We start from the raw sequence: 19696 nt of genomic DNA, 5'->3' as shown, positions 1-19696 counted from the left end.
GCCGCGGGGGGGGCTGACGCGCCGGACTCGGCACCGGGACTGGCCTGAGCGGCGGCGGTCGTGGCCGGCTCCGGAGGAGAACTGCTGCTCACAGGCCTGGCGTCCTTTTCAGGAGTTGCATAGCGGAAACCGACTGTAGCGATTTGACGAAAGGCGAGTCGGCGAAGCAGGATCGTCGTTTGGCAGTGAGTTGAAGGGATGGCCGTTCCCAAGAAGAAAACCTCCAAGGGCAAGCGCAACCAGCGCCACGCCCACTGGAAGGCGAAGGCCGGTGTGGCGGCCCAGAAGGCCATGTCCCTGGGCAAGGCTGTCCTGAGCGGCCGCGCCCAGGGCTTCGTCTACCCGATCGCCGAAGACGCTGAAGCCGGCGAGGACAGCTGAACCCCCAGGGGGTGGGCACGTCGGCGTCCGTCCAGGAGCACCCCACCCTCCAGGGCCAGCCCTGATTCCCCGGACCGGCTCCTGCTCGGATCGATGTTTCTGTCCCCGTCGTGGGGCCCCAGCAGGGGGTCCTGGTAAAGAGCCGGCGGCAGGGAGTGGAGGGTGGCCCGCACCAGAGCGTCGAGCTGGCGGCCGTTGAGCCATCCGCCACCGGCTTGCCGTTGGCGGGCTTCCGCCTGGAAACGCCAGCGGCGGGGCAGCCTCCAGGTGTCCGGACGCAGCAGCCAGAGCCCATCGCAGGCCCTCCAGAGCCCGTCGTAGGCCTCGAGATACCCGTCCCAGCGGGGCAGCCAGCGGCGCTCCGGCTCGCTCAGCGCCTCCAGTCCCGCACCGCTGCGCAGCCGCTCCTCCAGGCCCCGGGGGCCGAGGGCCCGGCAGCCCATCAGCCAGCCTTCGATCACCAGCGCATCGGCGGGCCCCTGCCGCCAGCCGCTCCGCTCGCCGTCCCCACCGGCCAGGGTCTTGTCGAACCGGGGCAGCCCCAGGGGGGCCCCGTCCCGCCAGCTGGCCAGGGCGTCCATCAGCAGCGGCAGGTCGTGGCTGCCGGGCGGGACCCGGCTCACCCCGAAGGGGTTGCCCTGCAGCCGGGCGCGCCGTTCGGGGGCCGGCAGGTAGAGGTCATCGATCGATACCACCGTCAGCCGCAGGCCCCCGAGGGCCGCGAGCTGTTCCAGGGCCCGGCCGAGGCTGGTCTTGCCGGCCCCCACCGGCCCGTTCAGGGCCAGCACGGGCCGCCGCGCCGCGGCTCCGCCCCGCAGTCCGCTCTCCAGCCGCCGCAGCATCGGCAGGGCCAGGTGCCGCAGCAGGCTGGGGTGCACCGGGCCCAGGTCCCCCGCCCGGGCCAACCGTCCGTCCCAGGCATCCGGTGCTGGCTCCGAGGCCATGGTGGGCTCTGTTGGCACCACCCGCTCAGGTCCCCACCTTGAAGGCCTCGAGCACGATGGCGTAGGTGGCCCCCATGCGCAGGTTGTCCACCAGCACCCAGGCCAGGGAGGGTTCGGCCCCCACCAGGCGGGTCCGCAGCCGCACCAGGGTCTCGATCGTCAGCAGCAGGCCGAGGACCACCGCCGGGCGGCCCCCCGGGGTGGTGAACAGCAGCAGGCTGGTGAGGTTCTGGCCGGCGAAGAAACCCAGCAGCAGCGCCAGGGCGGCCAGGCTGCCGGCCCGCCAGCTGCGCCGCGCCACGCCGACCACCCGGTTGCCCAGCCGGCTCGTCAGCCCCTGGAATCGGGTGCGCTGCACGGGGAGGCGGGTCATGGCGTATCCAGCAGGCGCTCCAGCCACGACAGCGTCACCTGGCCTCCGGGGCAAGGTGGACCCCTGTGGACACTGACCGTGCCTCCAGGGGTCTCCAGGCTGTCGATGACGGCCCGGGCGGCGCTGAAGCGGCTGGCCGGCTCCTCCCGTGTCGCCTCACTCAGGCAGACCAGACAGGGCAGCCCGGCGCCGCTGGCCGCCGCCAGTCCTGCCGGGGAGTCCTCCAGCACCAGGACGCCGCCCTGCGTCGCGCCCCCGGTCACCTCCAGCTGCCGCAGCGCCATCCGGTAGGCCTCCGGATCCGGCTTCTTGCGGGCCACGTCATCGCCGCAGACCCAGAACGCGAAGGCCCGGGCCAGGGCCGGCGGGGCGCCCTCCAGCAGGGCCTGCACCGCGCTGCGGCCGCTGGTGGTGACGATCGCCTGCCGCAGGCCCGCCGCCGCCGCGTCCGCCACCAGCCGGGCGACCCCCGGCCTCAGTGCCAGGCCGCCCTGCTGCACCAGCTCGGCGTAAAACGCCTGCTTGCGGCGCTGCAGTTCCTCCACCCGCCCCCGTTCCGGCGTGCGGCCCTCCACCTGCTCCAGGAAGGCGGTGATCCGCTCGTGGCCGCCGCCCACCCCCAGCAGCCGCCCGTAGGTGGGCCGATCCCAGCGCCAGGGCAGTCCGGCGGCCTCGAAACTGCGGTTGAAGGCCACCCGGTGGCCCTCGAACTCCGTTTCGGCCAGGGTGCCGTCCACGTCCCAGAGCAGGGCCGACAGGGCCGGGGCCATGGGGCGCCGTGCTGGTGTCAGGAGCCAGGCTAAGGGGTGCGCCCCGCAGCCCCGCCTTCCACAATGCGGAGGCCTCGCCTGCCCCTCGTTGCTCCCTGCCGTCGACGAGCGACGCTGGCTGCTGCCCTCCCCCCTCGGCGGCGACGGACCCGCCGAGGCGGCCGGGGCTGCGGACCCGGACCTTCCCGCTGAACTCCTGGCCCTGCTGCGGCGGCGCGGCCTGGTGACGGCGGAGGCGGTGCGTCGCCTGCTCGACCCCGAGGCGGCCCCCGACCCGGAGTCCCATTTCCCCGGCCTGCCGGTGGCGCTCGAGCGGCTGGTGCGCAGCTGCCAGGGGGCGGAAACGGTGGCGATCTGCGGCGATTACGACGCCGACGGCATGACCAGCACCGCCCTGCTGGTGGGCGTCCTGCAGCGGCTCGGCGCCCGCCCCCAGGCGGCCATCCCCAGCCGCATGGCCGAGGGCTACGGACTCAACGCCGCCATGGTGGAGCGGCTGGCGGCCGAGGGGGTGCGGCTGCTGATCACGGTGGACAACGGCGTGGCCGCCATCGAGGCCCTGGAGCGCGCCGCGGCCCTGGAGGTGGAGGTGATCCTCACCGACCACCACACCCTGCCCCTCCAGCTGCCGCCCCACCTGGCCCTGCTGCACCCGGCCGTCACCCCGGAGGGCTCCCCCTACCGGGGGCTGGCGGGGGTTGGGCTGGCCCACGTCCTGGCCACCGCCCTCTGCCGGCGACTGCGCCACCGCCACGGGCTGGAGATCGCCCTCAACCTGTTCTGCATCGGCACCATCGCCGACATGGCCCCCCTGGAGGGGGTGAACCGCCGCTGGCTGCTCGATGGCCTCCCCCTGCTGGGCCGCAGCCCCCTGCCAGGCCTGCAGGCCCTGCAGCAGCTGGCGGGCCTGGAGAAGCACCGGGTCGATGCGGAGGCGGTGGGCTTCCAGCTGGCCCCGCGCATCAACGCCGTCGGCCGCCTAGGGGACCCCCAGCTGGTGGTGGACCTGCTGACGACCGAGGATCCCGAGCGGGCCCTGGAACTGGCCCGCTCCTGCGAAGCCCTCAACCGCCAGCGGCGCGAGCTCTGCAGTGCGATCGAGGCGGAGGCCCTGGCCCTGCTGGAGGCCGATGGACCCCGTCGGCCCGCCTTCCTGCTGCTGGCCCAGGGCCACTGGCACCACGGCGTGATCGGCATCGTCGCCTCGCGGCTGGTGGAGCGCTTCGGCCGTCCCGTGGCCCTGCTGGCCGGCGAAGGGGGAGGCCGGCTGCGGGCGTCGGTGCGGGCGCCGAAGGGGTTCGCCGTCGATGCCGCCCTGACGGCCTGCGCCGACCTGCTGGAGCGTCACGGCGGCCATCCCGCCGCCGGCGGTTTCACGGTGCGGGCCGAGAACGTCGCGGCCCTGCAGGAACGGCTCGACGCCCTCGCCGGTCGCTGGCTCGAGGCGGCGGGCGAAGGTCGCCCGGTGGAGCCCGAGGCCCTGCTGCGGCTGGAGCGCATCGACCGGGAGTTCTGGCGCCAGCTCCAGCGGCTGGCCCCCTTCGGCATCGGCCATCCCACGCCCCTGTTCTGGAGCAGCCGCTGCCAGGTGGTGGAGCGGAAGCTGCTGCGCGGCGGGCACCTGCAGCTGCAGCTGGCCCAGGGGGAGGCGCGGCTGCGGGCGATCGGCTGGCGCTGGCAGGGGCCCGACCAGTGGACGGGACCGGTGGATGTGGCCTACCGCCTGCGCCGCGATGACTGGCAGGGGGTGGAACGGTTCCAGCTGGAGCTGGAGGCGATCCGCTGCAGCGGCGGTGACAGCGTGGTGCTGCAGCGCCGCGACCGCACCTACTGGTGCCGGCGCCAGGGGGACAGCCTGGTGATCCGCAACGCCGCCGGCGAGGAGCTGCGCGCCGCCATCCCGCCGGGCGCTGCCGACGTCGCCGACCCGGAGGGGCCTGCCCATCCCTACGTTCAGGGGTTGATGCGGGAGGCGGCCATGGCCCTGGGGATGGTCGAAGGATGAGCCGTTCGCGCCTCGGCCCGGTGCGCTCCCTGCTGCTGCTGGCCCTGCTGGGGGCGGCGGTGGGGCTGGCCTGCTGGCCGCTCAACCGCATCGACCTGATCCAGGATCGGCTGCTCTCCACCCTGCCGGCCTTCAGCGGCGGCGGCTGGAGCGCCAGCGGCTGGCTGCTGGCCCTGGCCCCGATCCCCCTGGTGCCGCTGCTGCTCTGGTTCCAGCGGGGACCCTGGCGCCGCGGGGCCGGCTCCGGCATTCCCCAGGTGATCCTCTGCCTGGAGGATCCCCACCGGGGCGCCCGGCTGCTCGCCGCCGCCCCGACCGGGGAACGGCTGGGCCTCTGGACCGTCGCCAGCCTGGCCCTGCTGCCCCTGGGCCGTGAGGGCCCGGTGGTGGAGGTGGGTGCGGCCGTGGGCCAGGCCCTGCTGCGGCGGTGGCCTTCCCTGATGCACCGAGCCAGCCGGGGCCACCTGCTGGCTGGAGCGGCGGGCGCCGGCCTGGCCGGCGGCTTCAACACCCCCTTGATGGGGATGGTCTTCGTGGTCGAGGAACTGACCGGCAGCTTCCAGCAGCGGTTGGTATGGCCTGCGCTCGTGCTCACCAGTGCGGCGGCCCTGGTGAGCGGCCTCGGCGGCCAGCCGATGTTTGCCCTGGGGATCAACCCCACCCCGGTGGCCGAGGCCGCCCAGCTGCTCTGGGCGATCCCGATCGGACTCGGAGGCGGTGCCCTCGGTGGTGCCTTCGCCTGGCTGCTGGTGCGGGCCACGGGGCTGATCACCCCGATCGCCCGCCGTCGGCCCCTGCGGCTCGGGCTGGCGGCCGGGGTGGCCCTGGCCCTGCTGGCCGTGGCCACGGGCGGAGCCAGCGGCGGCGACGGTGAGACCCTGATGCGCCTGATCCTCGATCAGGACGCGGACAGCACCATCGATGCCAGCTGGCTTGTCCTGCTGGTGTCGCGCCTGATCGGGCCGGTGCTGGCGCTCTCGGCGGGAATCCCCGGCGGCCTGATCGACCCGGCCTTCGCCATCGGGGGGGTGTTCGGCTCAGGGCTGGTGAGGGCCATGGCAGGAGACCCCCACCTGGGCCTGGCCCTGGGGATGGCGGCGGGGCTGGCGGGAGCCACCCAGCTGCCGGTGATGACGATCGCCTTCGCCATCCGCATGGCGGGCGACCAGCAGCTCATGCCGGGCCTGGTGGCCTCTGCCGTGATCGCGGCCTACATCGGCAAGGCGATCCAGGGCCGACCCGTGTACCACGCCCTGGCCGACCTTCTGGTACCGGAAGGCTCAGAGGGCGCCGCGGCGGTAGTAAAGGATGAAGATCACCGCCGGGCCGGCCAGGGTGATCAGGGCCAGGGCGCCGAAATTGGAGATGAGGTGGAAGTCGATACCCATGGTGCGGCTGCCGGGGAGGGGGACAATCGGCCAGGAGTGTAGGTCGCCCGTCGGCCGCTTCGGGCCCCGCGTGGGCCGCCGTGATGGGTTGACACGGCGCGCCGCGGGCGCGGACTGGGAAGACGGCGTCGGGTGTGAGTGAATGGAGCGACCCTGTGGCGTCCCCGTGCCCCGAACCGAGCACTGGCAGTGCATCAGCGGTTGCGGTTCCTGCTGCCGCCTCGACCCGGCCCTGCGGGGCGATGCGATCGAGGCCCTCGATCCCGACCAGCAGACCCTTTACTTCTCGATGGTGGGGGAGGACGGCTGGTGCCGCCATTTCGACACCGGCTCACGCCGCTGCCGGATCTACGCGGAACGGCCCGACTTCTGCCGGGTGGATCAGCTCGTCGCCCTGTTCGGCCAGCCCGGCGATGACCCCGGGGCCCTGGCCATCGCCTCCTGCCGGCAGCAGATCCGCGCCGAGCTGGGTGGCCGCCACCCGGTGATGCGCCGTTTCCTGCGGACGATCCGCCAGGCCCCATGAGCAGCGCCCCCGAATCCCCGGCCCCCTCCAGCTGGATCACGGTGTTCCTGAGCACCGCCACCACCGTCTTCCTGGCCGAGCTGGGCGACAAGACCCAGCTGGCGGCCCTGCTCCTGTCGGCCCAGTCGGGCCGGCCGGTGGTTGTCTTCGTGGGCGCCTCGCTGGCCCTGATCTGCTCCAGCCTGGTGGGGGTGCTGCTGGGGCGCTGGCTGTCCACCGTCATGCCCCCCCACCAGCTGGAGCGGGCGGCCGGGATCCTGATGGTGGCCCTGGGCCTGTGGCTGGGCCGCCAGGCGGTGCTGCACCTGGCGCCGCTCCACCTCCTCAACGCCTGAGTCCGCCACCCCCCGCGCCATGCCCTTCGCCCTGCTCGCCTCCACCTTCGCCACCGTCTTCCTGGCCGAACTCGGCGACAAGACCCAGCTGGCCATCGTCAGCATCAGCGGCACCTCCAGCCGGCCCGGGGCGGTGTTCGCCGGCAGCGCCTTCGCCCTGGTGCTGGCCAGCCTGGTGGGGGCGGCGGCGGGCGGTTCCCTCTCCAGCGTGATCCCCACTGATGGCCTGCAGCTGGCGGCCTCCGCCGGCTTCCTGATCATCGGCACCCGCCTGATCCTGCGTTCCGGCGCGGACGGCGGCGAGGCCCCCGCCGCGGCAGCCGATGCCCCTGGAGAGAACCCAGAGCCCCCCGCTCCTTAGAGTCCCCGGGTGGCGCTCACCGTGACGGCGGGCGCTCCCGGGCCATCCCCCGTCCATGGAGGCCGACGACCCCCCTGGCGCTCCGGACCACCCTGGCCACCGCGCTGCTCCGGCAGTGCCATCCTCCGCGTATCTCCCACCCGATGAAGTTCACGGTCGCCGATCTGCTCGACCACCTCTCCACGACCGATGCGGTGGCCCTGGCCAAGCTGGAGAAGTCGCTGGGCCTGACCACCAAGACCTGCAAGCAGCAGTTGCGCATCGGCCTGGATGCCCTGCTGCGGCTGGGCCTGGTGGAGGAGGACGGGGACGGGCTCCGCGCCCGCGAGACCCCCGAGCTGATCCCGGCGCGGTTGCGCTGCTCGAGCAAGGGCTTCTGCTTCGCCCTGCGGGAGGACGGCGGCGAGGACATCTACATCCGAGACCACCAGCTCAACCACGCCTGGAACGGCGATCGGGTGCTGGTGAAGATCACCCGCGAGGGCGGGCGTCGCCGCTCGCCGGAAGGGGGTGTGCAGTGCATCCTCGAGCGCCAGACCCCCAGCCTGCTGGCCCAGGTCGAGCGGCAGGACGGCCAGCTCGTCGCCGTCCCCCTCGATGACCGGCTGCTCACCTCGGTCGCCCTGCCCGAGGAGGACGCGGTCCATCTGGACCCCGCCGAGGAGGCGGTGGTGGAGGTGAAGATCGACCGCTTCCCGGTGGCCCAGTTCGGTCCGGCCGGCCATGTGGCCCGCAGCCTGCCGGTGCACGGCGGGGAAGCGGCCGACACCGAGCTGCTGCTGGCCAAGCACCGCCTGCAGGAGCGGCCGGCCTGCCCCCGCACCACCCTGAAGCAGCCCGTCGCCAAGGGCCGGGCCGACCTGACGGCCCTGCCCACCCTGATCCTGGAGGCCTGGGAGGGTGGCGAGGCCCCTGCGCTCCCCGCCGTCTCCCTGGAGGAGCGGGGGGGGGGCTGGCGGCTGTGGGTGCACAGCCCCGCCGTGGCCGAGCGCATCGGCATGGGCAACAGCCTCGACACCTGGCTGCGGGAGCAGGGCGAGGCGATCTGCCTGGGCCGCCGCTGGCTGCCCCTGCTGCCTGCGGCCCTCGCCAAGGCCTGCGGTTTCCGCCCCGGCGAGAGCCAGGCGGCGGTGTCGGTGGCCCTGGAGCTGGACGCCGAGGGCGCCCTTGAGCACTTCCGCTTCAGCCTGAGCCAGATCACCCCCGACGCCCGGGTGGACCGGGCCGCGATGCAGGCCCTGGCCGAGCGCAAGCCCAAGGCCCGCACCGTTCCCGCCGCCCTCAAGGCCCTCAAGGAACACCTGCCCCTGCTGGAGCAGCTGGTCCAGCTGAGCGGCCTGCTGCGTCAGCGGCGACTCGCGGCCGGCTCGATCGATCTCGACCTGCCGATGCCCGCCCTCGACAGCCTCGGCGACCTGCGGGTGCCTGCCCCGGATGCGGCCCTGCAGGGCTGGCTGGTGGAGCTGGCGGCCGAGGATCCGGTGGCGATCCTGCGGGAGGCGGTGCTGGTGGCCCACCGGGCCCTGGGACGGCACCTGCTGGCCCTGGAACTGCCCGCCCTGTTCGCCCTCAATCCGGCGGCGGAGGCCACCGACATCAACGACGTCGCCAAGGCGGCCCTGGCCCTCGACATCCCCATGGAGCTCAGTGCCGACGGCAACGCCAGTGCCGCCGAACTCGCCGCCGTCTTCGCCGCCACCGACCGGGGCCGCCCCCTGCAGCAGCAGCTGCGCGATGCGCTGCGGCCGGTGCAGCTGGCGGCCGAGGCCGGTCCCCATGCGGTGGCCGGCGAGGAGACCGCCGTGGCCCCCTGGTGCTGCCCGACCCTCCACTACGCCGATCTCTGGAACCAGCAGTTGCTGGTCAGCCTGCTGGTGGACGGCAAGGACCGGCCGAGCGTGCGCCACAAGATCAGCACCGACCTGGCCAGCGACGCCTGCCACGGCAGCACCGACTGGCCCCTGCTGACCCCCGGCCAGCTGGCCCCCTACCAGCAGGGCCTGGAGCAGGGCCTGGCCCAGCGCCTCAACGGCCGTTGCCGCTTCCTGCAGGAGCTGCAGGCCGATGCGCTGGCCCTGGCCCAGGCCCGCCACACCGAGCCCCTCGTCGGCCAGACCCTGCCCGGGGTGATCAGCGGCGTGCAGAGCTACGGCTTCTTCGTCGAGGTGCCCCCCTCCCAGGTGGAGGGTCTGGTGCACGTCAGCTCCCTCAAGGACGACTGGTACGAGTACCGCTCCCGCCAGAACCGCCTGGTGGGCCGCAAATTCCGCCGCACCTACATGGTCGGCGACGGGGTCGACGTGGAGATCCAGAAGGTGGACGCCCTGCGCCACCAGATCGACCTGGCGGTGCTCCAGCCCGAGGACTTCGAGCAGGTGGAGGAGGGCGCCGGCGATGACGGCCCCGAGGCCGCGGGCGACGGGGCCGGGCCCTCGGCGGACGAGGGCTGAGCCGCCGATGGCGCCGTCCTCGCTTCCCGTGGTGCTGGCGGTGTCCGGTGCTTCCGCCCAGCCCCTGGCGGAACGGGCCCTGCAGCTGCTGCTTCAGGACGACCTGCCGGTCGAGATGGTCACCAGCCGGGGCGCGATCGGGGTCTGGCAGGCGGAGATGGGTCTGCGGGTGCCGTCGGAGCCCGACGCCCAGGAGCGCTTCTGGCGCGAACGCACCGGCTGCAGCTCCGGCAGCCTGCACTGCCATCGCTGGAACGACCAGGCCGCCGCCATCGCCAGCGGCAGCCACCTCACCCGTGGCATGGTCATCCTGCCGGCCAGCATGGGCACCGTCGGCCGGATCGCCTCCGGCGTGGCCCTGGATCTGATCGAACGGGCCGCCGACGTGCATCTGAAGGAGGGACGGCCCCTGGTGATCGCGCCGCGGGAGCTGCCCTGGAACCTGGTCCCCCTGCGCAACCTCACCCGCCTCGCCGAAGCCGGGGCCCGCATCGCCCCGCCGGTTCCGGCCTGGTATCACCAGCCCACCACGATCGGTGAGATGGTGGACTTCCTGGTGATCCGCGTCTTCGACACCCTCGGCCTCCAGCTGGGCTCCCTGCAGCGCTGGCAGGGGCCCGTGGGCCGTCCCGCCCCGGACGAAGTCTCCACCCCCTGACGCACCGGACCGTGCTGCATCGCCTGCTGCTGCTCCCCCTGCTCTCGCCGCTGCTGGTGACCCTGCTGGTGGCGGCCCTCAACCCGAGCCCCTCCCTGGCCCTGCGGCTGCTCACCTGGCAGACCCCCAGCCTGCCGATCGGCCTGTGGATGGCGGTGGCGGCCGGCGGCGGCGCGGCCCTCAGTGCAGGCGCCACCGCCCTCGCCCTGCGCCAGGGGGGGCGGCCGCCGCTGCGGCGCACGGTCCGCCGCCCGGACCGGCTGGAGGACGACACCTGGAGCGCCCCCTGGGGCGACCGATCCGAGGGGCGCACCGCCGCCGCTCCTGCCGCGCCATCGGCCGCCGGCCCCAGCCGCGCCCCTGGGGAGCCGGCCCCGACGGTGTCGGTGCCCTACCGGGTGCTGCACCGCCCCGAGGCCGCCGACCCCCGCCCGTTCCGTCCCGAGCCGGCGGTGGCGTCGCGCCCGCCGGCCCCGGTCCCGGCCAGCGGGGCCGACGACTGGGGGCACGACGACGGCGAGGAATGGTGAGTGCTGTCGCCGCGACCACCTGAGCTCCCGGGACGCTGCCTAAAGTTCCCGCACCTTCGCGCCCAGGGACCGCAGCGGTGACCGAGACCCCCAGCAACACCCCCGAGCCCGTCGCCACCCCACCGGAAGCCAAGACGGTGGCACCGGAAGCGAAAACGCCAGCCCCCAAGGCCAAGCCCCCCGCCCCGGAGGAGAAGCCGTTCGAGGTCTTCGTGCCCGAGCTGCTGCTGCCGGCCCTCACCCAGGAGATCGAGGCCTACGGAGGCCCGGCTCCGGAGCTGGCGTTCGAGCAGGGCGCCATGCCCGTGGTCGGGGCCGACTGCTGGATGGTCAAGGGTCGGCTGCCGGGCGAGCGCCGCTTCTGGCTCTGCTTCACCCGGCCCGACATCAGCTCCGCCAAGACCATCGCCCTCACCGAGGGGGCCGGCAGCCCCAGCCTGCTGGAGTCGTTCCTGATCGACGAGAAGAAGATGACCCTGTCGCTGCTGGTGTCGCGGGTGGTGCAGCGGCTCAACGGCCAGAAGTGGCTGGGCCCCAACTGAGGCGCCGGCCCGTTCCCCCGCTTCACATCCGCGGCTTCACATCCGGACCGATGGCGGGGATCGATGCCTACGATGGCGGCCGAGCTCTCTGAACGTCCAGCGCGATGGTGCCTCCCGCCACCCAAGCCCCCACCGCCCCCCGGGTGGGCACCCCGGATGCCCCGGCCATCAAGGACCCGGTGAAGGACACGATCCTCACGCCGCGCTTCTACACCACGGATTTCGACGCCATGGCGGCGATGGATCTACGGCCCAACGAAGTGGAGCTGGAGGCCATCTGCGAGGAGTTCCGCAAGGACTACAACCGCCACCACTTCGTCCGTGACGGCCAGTTCGAAGGCGCCGCCGACAAGCTGGACCACGAGACCCGTCGGGTGTTCGTCGAGTTCCTCGAGCAGAGCTGCACCTCCGAATTTTCCGGCTTCCTGCTCTACAAGGAGCTCAGCCGCCGCATCAAGGAGCGCAACCCGCTGCTGGCGGAATGTTTCGCCCACATGGCCCGCGATGAGGCCCGCCACGCCGGCTTCCTCAACAAGGCCATGGCCGATTTCGGCCTCCAGCTCGACCTGGGCTTCCTCACCGCCACCAAGGCCTACACCCACTTCCAGCCCAAGTTCATCTTCTACGCCACCTACCTCTCCGAGAAGATCGGCTACTGGCGCTACATCGCCATCTACCGCCACCTGGAGCAGCACCCCGAGAGCAAGATCTTCCCGATCTTCAACTTCTTCGAGAACTGGTGCCAGGACGAGAACCGCCATGGCGACTTCTTCGACGCCCTGATGAAGGCCCAGCCCGACACCGTGCGCGGCTTCACCGCCCGCCTCTGGTGCCGCTTCTTCCTGCTGGCCGTGTTCGCCACCATGTACGTGCGTGACGTGGCCCGCAAGGAGTTCTATGAGGCCCTCGGGCTCGATGCCCGCACCTACGACAAGTACGTGATCGCCAAGACCAACGAAACCTCCGCCCGGGTGTTCCCTGTGGTGCTCAACGTCGAGCATCCTGAGTTCTACGAGCGGCTGGAGAAGCTGGTGCAGAACAATGCCGCCCTCGATCGGGCCGACCGTTCCGGTGCCCCGGCGCCGGTGCGTGCCCTGCGCAAGCTGCCCCACTGGATCGGCAACGGTGTCCAGATGGCCCGCCTGTTCCTGATGGCGCCGATCCGCAGCGAACGCTTCCAGCCCGCCGTGCGCTGAGCCGACCCGCCAGAATCGGCCCAGTTCCTCCCTTCGCCGCTTGGTCGTCTCCCCTCCCACCGGCGCACCGGCCGCCTCTCCGCTCACCCTCTCCCCGGCGGCCCTCGGCGATCCGGCCTGGCGTTCCGTCCTTGAGCCCCTTCTGGCCGCGGGGCGCTCAGCCGGGGCCGACCTGGTGGAGGTGTTCCTGGAGCGCTCCGACCACCTCGGCCTGCTGGCCGAGCAGGATGCCATCACCAGTGTCAGCCCGGCCTTCGGGGCCGGGGCGGGCCTGCGGGTGTTCCTGGGGGACCGCGACGGTTTCGTCTCCACCAACGACCTGAGCGCCGCCGGTCTGCGGGCCGCCCTGGAGCAGGCCCTGGGCATGCTGGGACTGGTGCTCCCGGTTCAGACCGGCAGGGGTTTCGAGGGCCTGCCTGAACTGCGGGACTTCGCCGCCACCAAGGAGGGCTGGCTGGGGGCCTGTCCGTCCCTGGCGGAGGCCACCGGCCGTCTGCTGGAGGGCACCGACCGCCTCCAGGCCCATGGCCGGCATCTTCAGGTGCGTCGGGGCAGCTATGCCCGCGACTGGCAGGAGGTGCTGGTGGCCGCCAGCGATGGCACCTTCTCCCGGGACGTGCGGCTGCACCAGTCGGTGGGGCTCAACGTGCTGGCCGCCGACGGCGACCACCGGGCCAGCCTGGGCCGCCGCTACGGCACTTCCGACAGCCCCGACGACCTGCGCCGATGGGATGTGGAGGCCGCCGCCGTGGATGTCTGCAGCAGCGCCGGCACCATGCTCTATGCCGATTACGTCGAGGCCGGCCAGTTCCCCGTCGTGCTGGCCAACCGCTTCGGCGGCGTGATCTTCCATGAGGCCTGTGGCCACCTGCTGGAGACCACCCAGGTGGAGCGGGCCACCACCCCCTTCGCCGACATGGTGGGCCAGCCCATCGCCCATCCCTCCCTCACCGCCATCGACGAGGGCCTCACCGCCGGGGCCTTCGGTTCGCTGGCCATGGACGACGAGGGCATGGAACCCCAGCGCACCGTGCTGATCGAGAACGGCATCCTGCAGCGCTTCCTCAGCGACAGGGCCGGAGAGCGCCGCACCGGCCATCCCCGCACCGGCAGCGGCCGGCGCCAGAGCCACGCCTTCGCCGCCGCCAGCCGCATGCGCAACACCTACATCGCCGCCGGCCCCCACAGCCCGGAGGATCTGATCGCCTCCGTCGACAGGGGGCTCTACTGCAAGTCGATGGGCGGCGGCAGCGTCGGCCCCACCGGCCAGTTCAACTTCGCCGTCGAGGAGGGCTACCTGATCGAGAACGGAACCCTCACCAGGCCGGTGAAGGGGGCCACCCTGATCGGCGACGCCAAGCAGGTCATGCCCCGGATCTCGATGTGCGCCAACGACCTGGAGCTGGCCGCCGGCTTCTGCGGTTCGGTCAGCGGCAGCATCTTCGTCACCGTGGGCCAGCCCCACATCAAGGTCGACACCATCACCGTGGGGGGACGCTGAGCATGGCCAGCACCGAATCAGCGGCCGCCGGCCTCGATGCCGAGGTGCTGCGCCAGCGCCTTGAGCAGCTGGCCCAGCGGGAGGGCGTCCACCGCTGGGATCTGGGCGCCTCCTGCAGCACCGACACCTCCGTCCAGGTGGATCGCGGTGAAGCCAAGCAGATGAAGGGCGCCCAGCGCAGCGCCATCACCCTGAGGGTCTGGAACGACGATGGTCTGGTGGGCATCACCAGCACCTCCGACCTCTCCGACGCCGGCCTGGCCCGGGCCCTGGCCGGGGCCCGTGACGCCAGCGCCTACGGCAACGTCGACGAGGTCCCCGACTTCTCCCCCCTGGCCACCGCGCCGCTGCCGGTGCTGGAGCAACCGCTCCGCCCGCCGGTGAGCATCCTCCGCCTGCTGGACACCCTCAAGGAGGCGGAGCGCGACCTGCTCGGCCGCCACCCGGCCATCGGCACGGTCCCCTACAACGGCCTGGCCCAGCGCAGCAGCGACCGGCTCTACATCAACAGTGCCGGCGCCTGCCGCCAGCAGCGCCTCACCACCGCCTCGCTGTATCTGTACGCCCGGGCCGAGGAGGCGGGCCGCAAGCCCCGCAGCAGCGGCGCCGTGCGGCTGGCCTACGGCGCTTCCGACCTCGATGTGGCCGGCTGCGTGCAGGAGGCGGCGGAGCGCACCATCGCCCACCTCGATTACGCCCCCATCGCCACCGGCCGCTACACCTGCGTCTTCAGTCCCGAGGCCTTCCTCGACCTGATCGGCGCCTTCAGCAGCCTGTTCAACGCCCGCGCCGTGCTCGATGGCGTCAGCCTCAGCCGGCGTGAGTCCCTGGGCGAGCAGCTGGCCGTCCCCTTCTTCTCCCTGCACGACAACGGCCTGCATCCGGCCAACGTGGGTGCCGCCGCCTTCGACGGCGAAGGCACCCCCACCGCTCGCCTGTCCCTGGTGGAGGGCGGCGTGCTGCGCCACTTCCTCCATTCGGAGGCCACGGCCCGGGCCTTCGGGGTCGCCCCCACCGGCCATGCGGGCCTGGGAGCCAAGGTGTCGGTGGGCCCCGACTGGTTCGAGATCGGCCCCACCCCCGGCAGTGACGGCGGCGCCCAGGGCCTCGACCGCTTCGCCTCCGGCGCCGGCGGTGGCGATGGCCTGGTGGTGATCGATTCGCTCTCGGCCCTCCATGCCGGTGTCAAGGCCAGCCAGGGCTCCTTCTCCCTGCCCTTCGACGGCTGGTTGGTGCAGGGCGGCACCGCGCGCTCCATCGAGGCCGCCACCGTGGCCGGCGACATCCGCACCCTGCTCAAGGCCATCGTCGGTTTCGAGGGTCCGGCCAAGGTGACTCCCGACGGCCTCTGCCCCCACGTGTGGGTGGAGGGCCTCTCGATCACGGGCGACGCTTGAGGGTCCTGTTCTGGGGTACCCCGGCCTACGCCGTGGTCAGTCTCGAGGCCCTGCGGCACGCCGGCCACACGATCGTCGGTGTGGTGAGCCAGCCCGACCGGCGCCGGGGCCGGGGCAAGGCCCTGGTGCCCTCCCCTGTGAAGCAACGGGCCCTGGAGCTGGCTCTGCCGGTGTTCACCCCCGAGCGCATCCGCCGCGACCTGGCCTGCCAGCAGGAGCTGGCCGCCCTGGGGGCGGAGGTGTCGGTGGTGGTGGCCTTCGGCCAGATCCTGCCGCCGGCGGTGCTCTCCCAGCCCCCGCTGGGCTGCTGGAACGGCCACGGTTCCCTGCTGCCCCGCTGGCGGGGGGCGGCGCCGATCCAGTGGGCCCTGCTGGAGGGGGACGCCGAGACGGGCGTCGGCATCATGGCGATGGAGGAGGGCCTCGACACCGGCCCGGTGCTGCTGGAGCGGCGCCTTGCCATTCCCCTGCTCCAGAACGCCGGCCAGCTGTCGGAGCGGCTGGCGTGCCTCACCGGGGAGCTGCTGGTGGAGGCCCTGCCCCTGATCGAGGCGGCGGGGGCCGGGCCGGAGCCGGACCGGCTCGCCCGCCTCGGGGTGCGTCCCCAGGCCGGTGAAGGGGTCAGCCATGCCCGCCAGCTCACCAAGGAGGACACGCGCGTGGACTGGAGCGATTCCGCCCTGGCCATCCATCGCCGGGTGATGGGGCTCCACCCCAATGCCTCCTGCCCCTGGGGGAGTGAGCGGCTCAAGCTGCTGGCCACCGAACCCCTGGTGGCCCGGCTGGCCGACCAGCTCACTCCGGTGGCGGCCGGCCTGGCGGCCCGCTGGGGCAGCTCCGCCCGGGAAGGGACGGCGGCAGATGGTTGCTCAGCGGGAGGCTCGCCAGCGGATGGCCCCGGCACCGTGCTCGCGGTGGTGGAGGGGGAGGGACTGGTGCTGGCCACCGGTGGCTGCCCGGTGCTGCTGCGCCAGGCCCAGCTGCCGGGACGACGTCCCAGCGAGGGACAGGCCCTGATCCAGCAACTGGGGCTGGTGGCGGGCGATCGGATCGGTGCGGGTACCCCCTGATCCATTGATTCGGCAAGGGGTCTTGACGTTTTGTTCCCTTACCGTCGTCTCAGTGTTGGACCGCCGACGCAGGCAGTAGACCGAAACCAGTGAATGGGTGGGGATGCCATGGTCAGCGATCTTTCCTTCGTCAACAGCACCGGCTCCGGCTGCCGGATCTTCCGGGACACGCTGGGCTGCTACGTGGCCAGCCATGAGCGCAGCCCGGGTGAGCGGGTGATGAGCCCCACCCTGGCCGGTGCCTATGCGGCCTGCCAGGGATGGGAGCACCGTGTCCGGGGGAAGGAGATGGCCGGGGCCGGATGAGCGCCCCAGGCGGACGGCGTCCGCCGCGCGTTCAGCTGCCGGAGGCGAGCTCCTCCGGCTGGCGCCGGTGCAGTTCGTGCAGCCCCTCCAGCTGGTTGTGGACCGCCACCAGCTGGTCACGGATGTGGCGGCTGTTCTCGATGCGCTCCAGGGCCAGCAGCATGCCTTCGATCTGGGCCTTGCAGTCGATCAGCACGCGGCACTGGGTGGATCCGGGTTCGTAGGGCATGTCGGAAGGAGGCAGATCCTCACTTCACCCTAGGGAGGCGGCGGAGGCTGTCACAACCACTGCCATTCCCCCGCTGGGCCCTGGCTCAGCGGGATCCGGCGCGGCGCCGGCCGCGCTCGTGGCCCTGTCCTTGCCCGTGGCGGGGGCCCTGGCTGCGGCGGCCCCGGCCGCCACTGAGATCCAGGGGCGGCGCGGAGAGCACGGTGGGCTCGAAGCCCGCCACCTCCTGGCGGGGCAGGGGGGAGCCGACCAGGCGTTCGATGGCCCGCAGCAGCTCATGCTCTTCGGCCGCCACCAGGGAGATGGCATGGCCGTTCTGGCCCGCCCGGCCGGTGCGGCCGATGCGGTGCACATAGTCCTCGGCCACGTTGGGCAGGTCGAGGTTCACCACATGGGGCAGCTGGTGGATGTCGATGCCGCGGGCGGCGATGTCGGTGGCCACCAGCACCCGCACCGCGCCGCTCTTGAACTCCGCCAGCGCCCGGGTGCGGGCCCCCTGGCTCTTGTTGCCGTGGATCGCCGCCGCCCCCAGCCCCTCCTTCTCGAGCCGCTCCGCGAGCCGGTTGGCGCCGTGCTTGGTGCGGGAGAAGACCAGCACCTGGCGCCAGTCGTTGCTGCGGATCAGATGGCTGAGCAGATCCCCCTTGCGGTCCATGTCGCAGGGGTGGATCACCTGCTCCACCAGGGGGGCGGCCTGGTTCTCGGGGGTGGCCTGGAGCTGGACGGGGTTGTGCAGCAGGCCGGTGGCCAGCCGCCGGATCTCGGTGGAGAAGGTGGCCGAGAACAGCAGGTTCTGGCGCTTGGGCGGCAGCAGGGAGAGGATCCGGCGGATGTCGCGGATGAAGCCCATGTCGAGCATCCGGTCGGCCTCGTCGAGCACCAGGATCTCGACCCGGTCGAGCCGCAGGGCGTTCTGCTGGTGCAGGTCCATCAGCCGGCCGGGGGTGGCCACCAGCACGTCGGCCCCGCGGCGCAGCCGCTGCATCTGGGGGTTGGCGCTCACCCCGCCGAAGACGACGTCGGAGCGCAGATCCAGGTAGCGGCCGTAGGCGGTGACGCTGTCCGCCACCTGGGCCGCCAGTTCACGGGTGGGTGTCAGCACCAGGGCGCGCACCACACCCGAGCGGGCGTGGGGGCCGTGGCGCAGCCGCTCCAGCATCGGCAGGGTGAACCCGGCCGTCTTGCCGGTGCCCGTCTGGGCCGCCGCCATCACATCGTGCCCGGCGAGCACGGCGGGAATGCACTGCCGCTGAATCGGGGAGGGGCTGCTGTAGCCCTTGGCGGCCACGGCCTTGAGGATCGGCTCCGACAGGCCCAGCACGGCGAAATCGGTCGCCAGCCCCGCCACCGGTGGGTTCAGACCCGTGGCGGTGTGGCTGGGGGTGAGGGGATCGGCGGCCACCGAAGCAGCGTCTGGGTTGGCCACCGGAGCGGAGGTGGGGGAGGAGCCGTTGCCGCTGCGGCGGCTCCGGGTGACCTGGGCCTGGGGCCTGGAGATAGGGGCGGTGATCGGGCGCGAACACGGAGTGGCCCCCAGCCTAGGACCGGCCGGCGGCGCCATCGCCTCCGCGGGGCGTGCGGTGAGTGCAGCGCTCGCAGGGGCCCTCCGGCAGCACCGCACAGCGCAGCAGGGGGCTGCGGGCGTTGAAGCGGCAGTGGGGGTCACCGATCACCCAGCGCCCGTCCCACCAGAGGGCATCGGCGGGCCGTCGCTGGGGCTTCACCTGCAGCGTCACCGTCGCCAGCTCGTAGCGCCCCTGCCGCAGGCGGTAGCGGTGGCGGCGCTGCAGCACCAGGAAGCTGCCCGCGTCGACGGTCAGCCAGCGACCCGGGTGGGGCACGTTGCCGAGGTCGTCGATCTCGATCGTGGTGATCAGCCGGTCCGAGTCGATCTGGCGCAGTTCGATCCGCATCGCTCCGCAGGCCTCAGGCGTCGCCGCTGCCCGGCCCGGGCAGGGACGACGGCTCCGTGCGCAGCGAGAAGCCCCAGGCGAACAGGCCCGCCACCAGCAGCAGCAGGGCCCATTCCGGCACCTCCACGGCCGGCAGCACCAGGCGCAGCAGCAGTTTCAGGCCCACCAGGCCCACGGCCAGGTAGCCGGCGGTTTCCAGGTGCGGGAAGATCTCCAGCCAGCGCAGGAACAGCTCGGCCGTGAGCCGCAGGGCGAGGATGCCGATCACCCCGCCGGCCATCACCAGCGGCACCCGGTCGGTCACCGCCACCGCCGCCGAGACGCTGTCGAGGGAGAAGGCCAGGTCGGTGAGGGCCAGAGTGGCCACGATGGAGCCCAGGGTGGCGCCGTGGTGGGGGTGGCCCTGGCCGGGATGGGAACCGGGGGCGGCGGCATCGGCTGCCGCCGGGTCCTGGTCGGCCCCGTCCTCGTCGGCGCCGTCGTCCTTGCCGAGCAGGTGGCGGCCGCAGAGCCAGAGCAGGTAGGCCGAGGCCACCAGCTGCAGGGGCCAGAAGGCCAGCACCTGGCTGGCCAGGGCGATCAGGGCCAGCCGGAAGACCAGGGCCAGCACCAGGCCCAGGTTCAGGGCCATGCGCTGCCGCGCCGGATCATGCAGCCTCCGGGAGATGGCGGCCAGGGCGATGGCGTTGTCGGCGGAGAGCACCGCCTCCAGCCCCACCAGCAGGAGCAGCAGCAGCAGCACCTCGCCCCACTGGTCCGCCTCCTGCAGCAGGGGCTGCAGCAGGGGCGTGAGGCTCTCCACCGATTCCACTTCCATTCCT

The 19696-nt window shown here is 72.8% G+C and carries 22 protein-coding genes and 1 pseudogene; 15 read left to right on the top strand and 8 right to left on the bottom strand.

Going from position 1 to position 19696, the window contains the following annotated elements:
- Positions 1–198 precede the first annotated feature (198 nt).
- A complete protein-coding gene (gene rpmF, locus L107_RS09275) occupies positions 199–381 on the top strand; it encodes a 50S ribosomal protein L32 (protein WP_015108361.1) in 183 nt (60 codons plus the stop codon).
- Here the strand turns inward: rpmF and L107_RS09270 are convergent.
- From L107_RS09270 to L107_RS09260, 3 genes are read right to left on the bottom strand one after another with little or no spacing between them, the layout of a single operon-like run.
- Positions 339–1325, bottom strand: a complete 987-nt coding sequence (locus L107_RS09270; protein WP_159818187.1) for a phosphoribulokinase — start codon at positions 1323–1325, stop codon at positions 339–341. The genes rpmF and L107_RS09270 overlap by 43 nt on opposite strands.
- Before the next feature lie 25 nt (positions 1326–1350).
- Complete coding sequence (locus tag L107_RS09265; protein WP_159818185.1) at positions 1351–1698, bottom strand: DUF565 domain-containing protein; 348 nt, start codon at positions 1696–1698, stop codon at positions 1351–1353.
- Entirely contained in the window at positions 1695–2468 is a 774-nt protein-coding gene (locus L107_RS09260) for an HAD-IA family hydrolase (protein ID WP_159818183.1), read from the bottom strand. The genes L107_RS09265 and L107_RS09260 overlap by 4 nt, the downstream gene beginning before the upstream one ends.
- Before the next feature lie 88 nt (positions 2469–2556).
- Here L107_RS09260 and recJ point away from each other — a divergent pair, with 88 nt between their 5' ends.
- Both recJ and L107_RS09250 read left to right on the top strand, forming a co-directional pair.
- Positions 2557–4473: a single-stranded-DNA-specific exonuclease RecJ gene (recJ, locus tag L107_RS09255; protein WP_159818181.1), complete on the top strand. Its 1917-nt coding sequence runs from the start codon at positions 2557–2559 to the stop codon at positions 4471–4473.
- A complete protein-coding gene (locus L107_RS09250; RefSeq protein WP_370515467.1) occupies positions 4470–5903 on the top strand; it encodes a chloride channel protein in 1434 nt (477 codons plus the stop codon). The genes recJ and L107_RS09250 overlap by 4 nt, the downstream gene beginning before the upstream one ends.
- Here the strand turns inward: L107_RS09250 and L107_RS17030 are convergent.
- Positions 5802–6056, bottom strand: a pseudogene (locus L107_RS17030) (hypothetical protein); the annotation flags it as partial. The gene L107_RS09250 and the pseudogene L107_RS17030 sit on opposite strands and share 102 nt — an antisense overlap.
- Here L107_RS17030 and L107_RS09240 point away from each other — a divergent pair.
- From L107_RS09240 to L107_RS09185, 12 genes are all read left to right on the top strand, one after another.
- A complete protein-coding gene (locus tag L107_RS09240) occupies positions 6004–6387 on the top strand; it encodes a YkgJ family cysteine cluster protein (protein WP_159818179.1) in 384 nt (127 codons plus the stop codon). The pseudogene L107_RS17030 and the gene L107_RS09240 overlap by 53 nt on opposite strands.
- A complete protein-coding gene (locus L107_RS09235; protein WP_159818177.1) occupies positions 6384–6722 on the top strand; it encodes a TMEM165/GDT1 family protein in 339 nt (112 codons plus the stop codon). The genes L107_RS09240 and L107_RS09235 overlap by 4 nt, the downstream gene beginning before the upstream one ends.
- A 19-nt stretch (positions 6723–6741) precedes the next feature.
- Complete coding sequence (locus L107_RS09230; protein WP_159818175.1) at positions 6742–7083, top strand: TMEM165/GDT1 family protein; 342 nt, start codon at positions 6742–6744, stop codon at positions 7081–7083.
- Positions 7084–7226: 143 nt separating this feature from the next.
- Positions 7227–9533, top strand: coding sequence for an RNB domain-containing ribonuclease (locus tag L107_RS09225; protein WP_159818173.1), 2307 nt, complete (start codon positions 7227–7229; stop codon positions 9531–9533).
- Between the two features lie 7 nt (positions 9534–9540).
- Positions 9541–10191: a flavin prenyltransferase UbiX gene (locus L107_RS09220; protein WP_159818171.1), complete on the top strand. Its 651-nt coding sequence runs from the start codon at positions 9541–9543 to the stop codon at positions 10189–10191.
- An 11-nt stretch (positions 10192–10202) separates the two neighbouring features.
- Positions 10203–10721, top strand: a complete 519-nt coding sequence (locus tag L107_RS09215) for a hypothetical protein (protein ID WP_159818169.1) — start codon at positions 10203–10205, stop codon at positions 10719–10721.
- 77 nt (positions 10722–10798) lie between these two features.
- Positions 10799–11263 carry a DUF2996 domain-containing protein gene (locus L107_RS09210; RefSeq protein ID WP_370515465.1) on the top strand — a complete coding sequence of 155 codons (465 nt, stop codon included), beginning with the start codon at positions 10799–10801 and terminating at the stop codon, positions 11261–11263.
- Between the two features lie 104 nt (positions 11264–11367).
- Complete coding sequence (gene acsF / locus L107_RS09205) at positions 11368–12459, top strand: magnesium-protoporphyrin IX monomethyl ester (oxidative) cyclase (protein WP_159818167.1); 1092 nt, start codon at positions 11368–11370, stop codon at positions 12457–12459.
- Positions 12460–12601: 142 nt separating this feature from the next.
- Positions 12602–13960: a TldD/PmbA family protein gene (locus L107_RS09200; protein WP_159818321.1), complete on the top strand. Its 1359-nt coding sequence runs from the start codon at positions 12602–12604 to the stop codon at positions 13958–13960.
- 2 nt (positions 13961–13962) lie between these two features.
- Positions 13963–15357 carry a TldD/PmbA family protein gene (locus tag L107_RS09195; protein ID WP_159818165.1) on the top strand — a complete coding sequence of 465 codons (1395 nt, stop codon included), beginning with the start codon at positions 13963–13965 and terminating at the stop codon, positions 15355–15357.
- A complete protein-coding gene (fmt, locus tag L107_RS09190; RefSeq protein ID WP_159818163.1) occupies positions 15354–16427 on the top strand; it encodes a methionyl-tRNA formyltransferase in 1074 nt (357 codons plus the stop codon). Before L107_RS09195 ends, fmt begins: the two co-directional genes overlap by 4 nt.
- Before the next feature lie 108 nt (positions 16428–16535).
- Positions 16536–16733 carry a hypothetical protein gene (locus tag L107_RS09185; RefSeq protein WP_159818161.1) on the top strand — a complete coding sequence of 66 codons (198 nt, stop codon included), beginning with the start codon at positions 16536–16538 and terminating at the stop codon, positions 16731–16733.
- 31 nt (positions 16734–16764) lie between these two features.
- On the opposite strand, the gene L107_RS09180 is transcribed toward L107_RS09185, so the two are convergent.
- The 4 genes from L107_RS09180 to L107_RS09165 all read right to left on the bottom strand — a co-directional run bounded on the left by L107_RS09180 (position 16765) and on the right by L107_RS09165 (position 19692).
- Complete coding sequence (locus L107_RS09180) at positions 16765–16962, bottom strand: hypothetical protein (protein WP_106220108.1); 198 nt, start codon at positions 16960–16962, stop codon at positions 16765–16767.
- 85 nt (positions 16963–17047) lie between these two features.
- A complete protein-coding gene (locus L107_RS09175; RefSeq protein WP_159818319.1) occupies positions 17048–18310 on the bottom strand; it encodes a DEAD/DEAH box helicase in 1263 nt (420 codons plus the stop codon).
- A gap of 190 nt (positions 18311–18500) precedes the next feature.
- Positions 18501–18875: a DUF6464 family protein gene (locus L107_RS09170; RefSeq protein WP_159818159.1), complete on the bottom strand. Its 375-nt coding sequence runs from the start codon at positions 18873–18875 to the stop codon at positions 18501–18503.
- A gap of 13 nt (positions 18876–18888) precedes the next feature.
- Positions 18889–19692: a TerC family protein gene (locus L107_RS09165; protein ID WP_159818157.1), complete on the bottom strand. Its 804-nt coding sequence runs from the start codon at positions 19690–19692 to the stop codon at positions 18889–18891.
- Between the last annotated feature and the right edge of the window lie 4 nt (positions 19693–19696).

This window comes from Cyanobium sp. Copco_Reservoir_LC18, from assembly GCF_009834675.1.
GTDB classification, from domain to species: domain Bacteria; phylum Cyanobacteriota; class Cyanobacteriia; order PCC-6307; family Cyanobiaceae; genus Cyanobium; species Cyanobium minutissimum.
The sequence above is the reverse complement of the archived record's forward strand: the minus strand, read 5'-3'. Positions and strand labels throughout refer to the sequence as shown.

Bases quoted from the DNA above. Each gene is read 5' to 3' on its own strand.
- rpmF (WP_015108361.1), top strand. From the start codon at position 199: ATGGCCGTTCCCAAGAAGAAAACCTCCAAGGGCAAGCGCAACCAGCGC.
- L107_RS09270 (WP_159818187.1), bottom strand. From the start codon at position 1,325: ATGGCCTCGGAGCCAGCACCGGATGCCTGGGACGGACGGTTGGCCCGG.
- L107_RS09265 (WP_159818185.1), bottom strand. From the start codon at position 1,698: ATGACCCGCCTCCCCGTGCAGCGCACCCGATTCCAGGGGCTGACGAGC.
- L107_RS09260 (WP_159818183.1), bottom strand. From the start codon at position 2,468: ATGGCCCCGGCCCTGTCGGCCCTGCTCTGGGACGTGGACGGCACCCTG.
- L107_RS09250 (WP_370515467.1), top strand. From the start codon at position 4,470: ATGAGCCGTTCGCGCCTCGGCCCGGTGCGCTCCCTGCTGCTGCTGGCC.
- L107_RS09240 (WP_159818179.1), top strand. From the start codon at position 6,004: ATGGAGCGACCCTGTGGCGTCCCCGTGCCCCGAACCGAGCACTGGCAG.
- L107_RS09235 (WP_159818177.1), top strand. From the start codon at position 6,384: ATGAGCAGCGCCCCCGAATCCCCGGCCCCCTCCAGCTGGATCACGGTG.
- L107_RS09230 (WP_159818175.1), top strand. From the start codon at position 6,742: ATGCCCTTCGCCCTGCTCGCCTCCACCTTCGCCACCGTCTTCCTGGCC.
- L107_RS09225 (WP_159818173.1), top strand. From the start codon at position 7,227: ATGAAGTTCACGGTCGCCGATCTGCTCGACCACCTCTCCACGACCGAT.
- L107_RS09220 (WP_159818171.1), top strand. From the start codon at position 9,541: ATGGCGCCGTCCTCGCTTCCCGTGGTGCTGGCGGTGTCCGGTGCTTCC.
- acsF (WP_159818167.1), top strand. From the start codon at position 11,368: ATGGTGCCTCCCGCCACCCAAGCCCCCACCGCCCCCCGGGTGGGCACC.
- L107_RS09195 (WP_159818165.1), top strand. From the start codon at position 13,963: ATGGCCAGCACCGAATCAGCGGCCGCCGGCCTCGATGCCGAGGTGCTG.
- L107_RS09185 (WP_159818161.1), top strand. From the start codon at position 16,536: ATGGTCAGCGATCTTTCCTTCGTCAACAGCACCGGCTCCGGCTGCCGG.
- L107_RS09180 (WP_106220108.1), bottom strand. From the start codon at position 16,962: ATGCCCTACGAACCCGGATCCACCCAGTGCCGCGTGCTGATCGACTGC.
- L107_RS09170 (WP_159818159.1), bottom strand. From the start codon at position 18,875: ATGCGGATCGAACTGCGCCAGATCGACTCGGACCGGCTGATCACCACG.
- L107_RS09165 (WP_159818157.1), bottom strand. From the start codon at position 19,692: ATGGAAGTGGAATCGGTGGAGAGCCTCACGCCCCTGCTGCAGCCCCTG.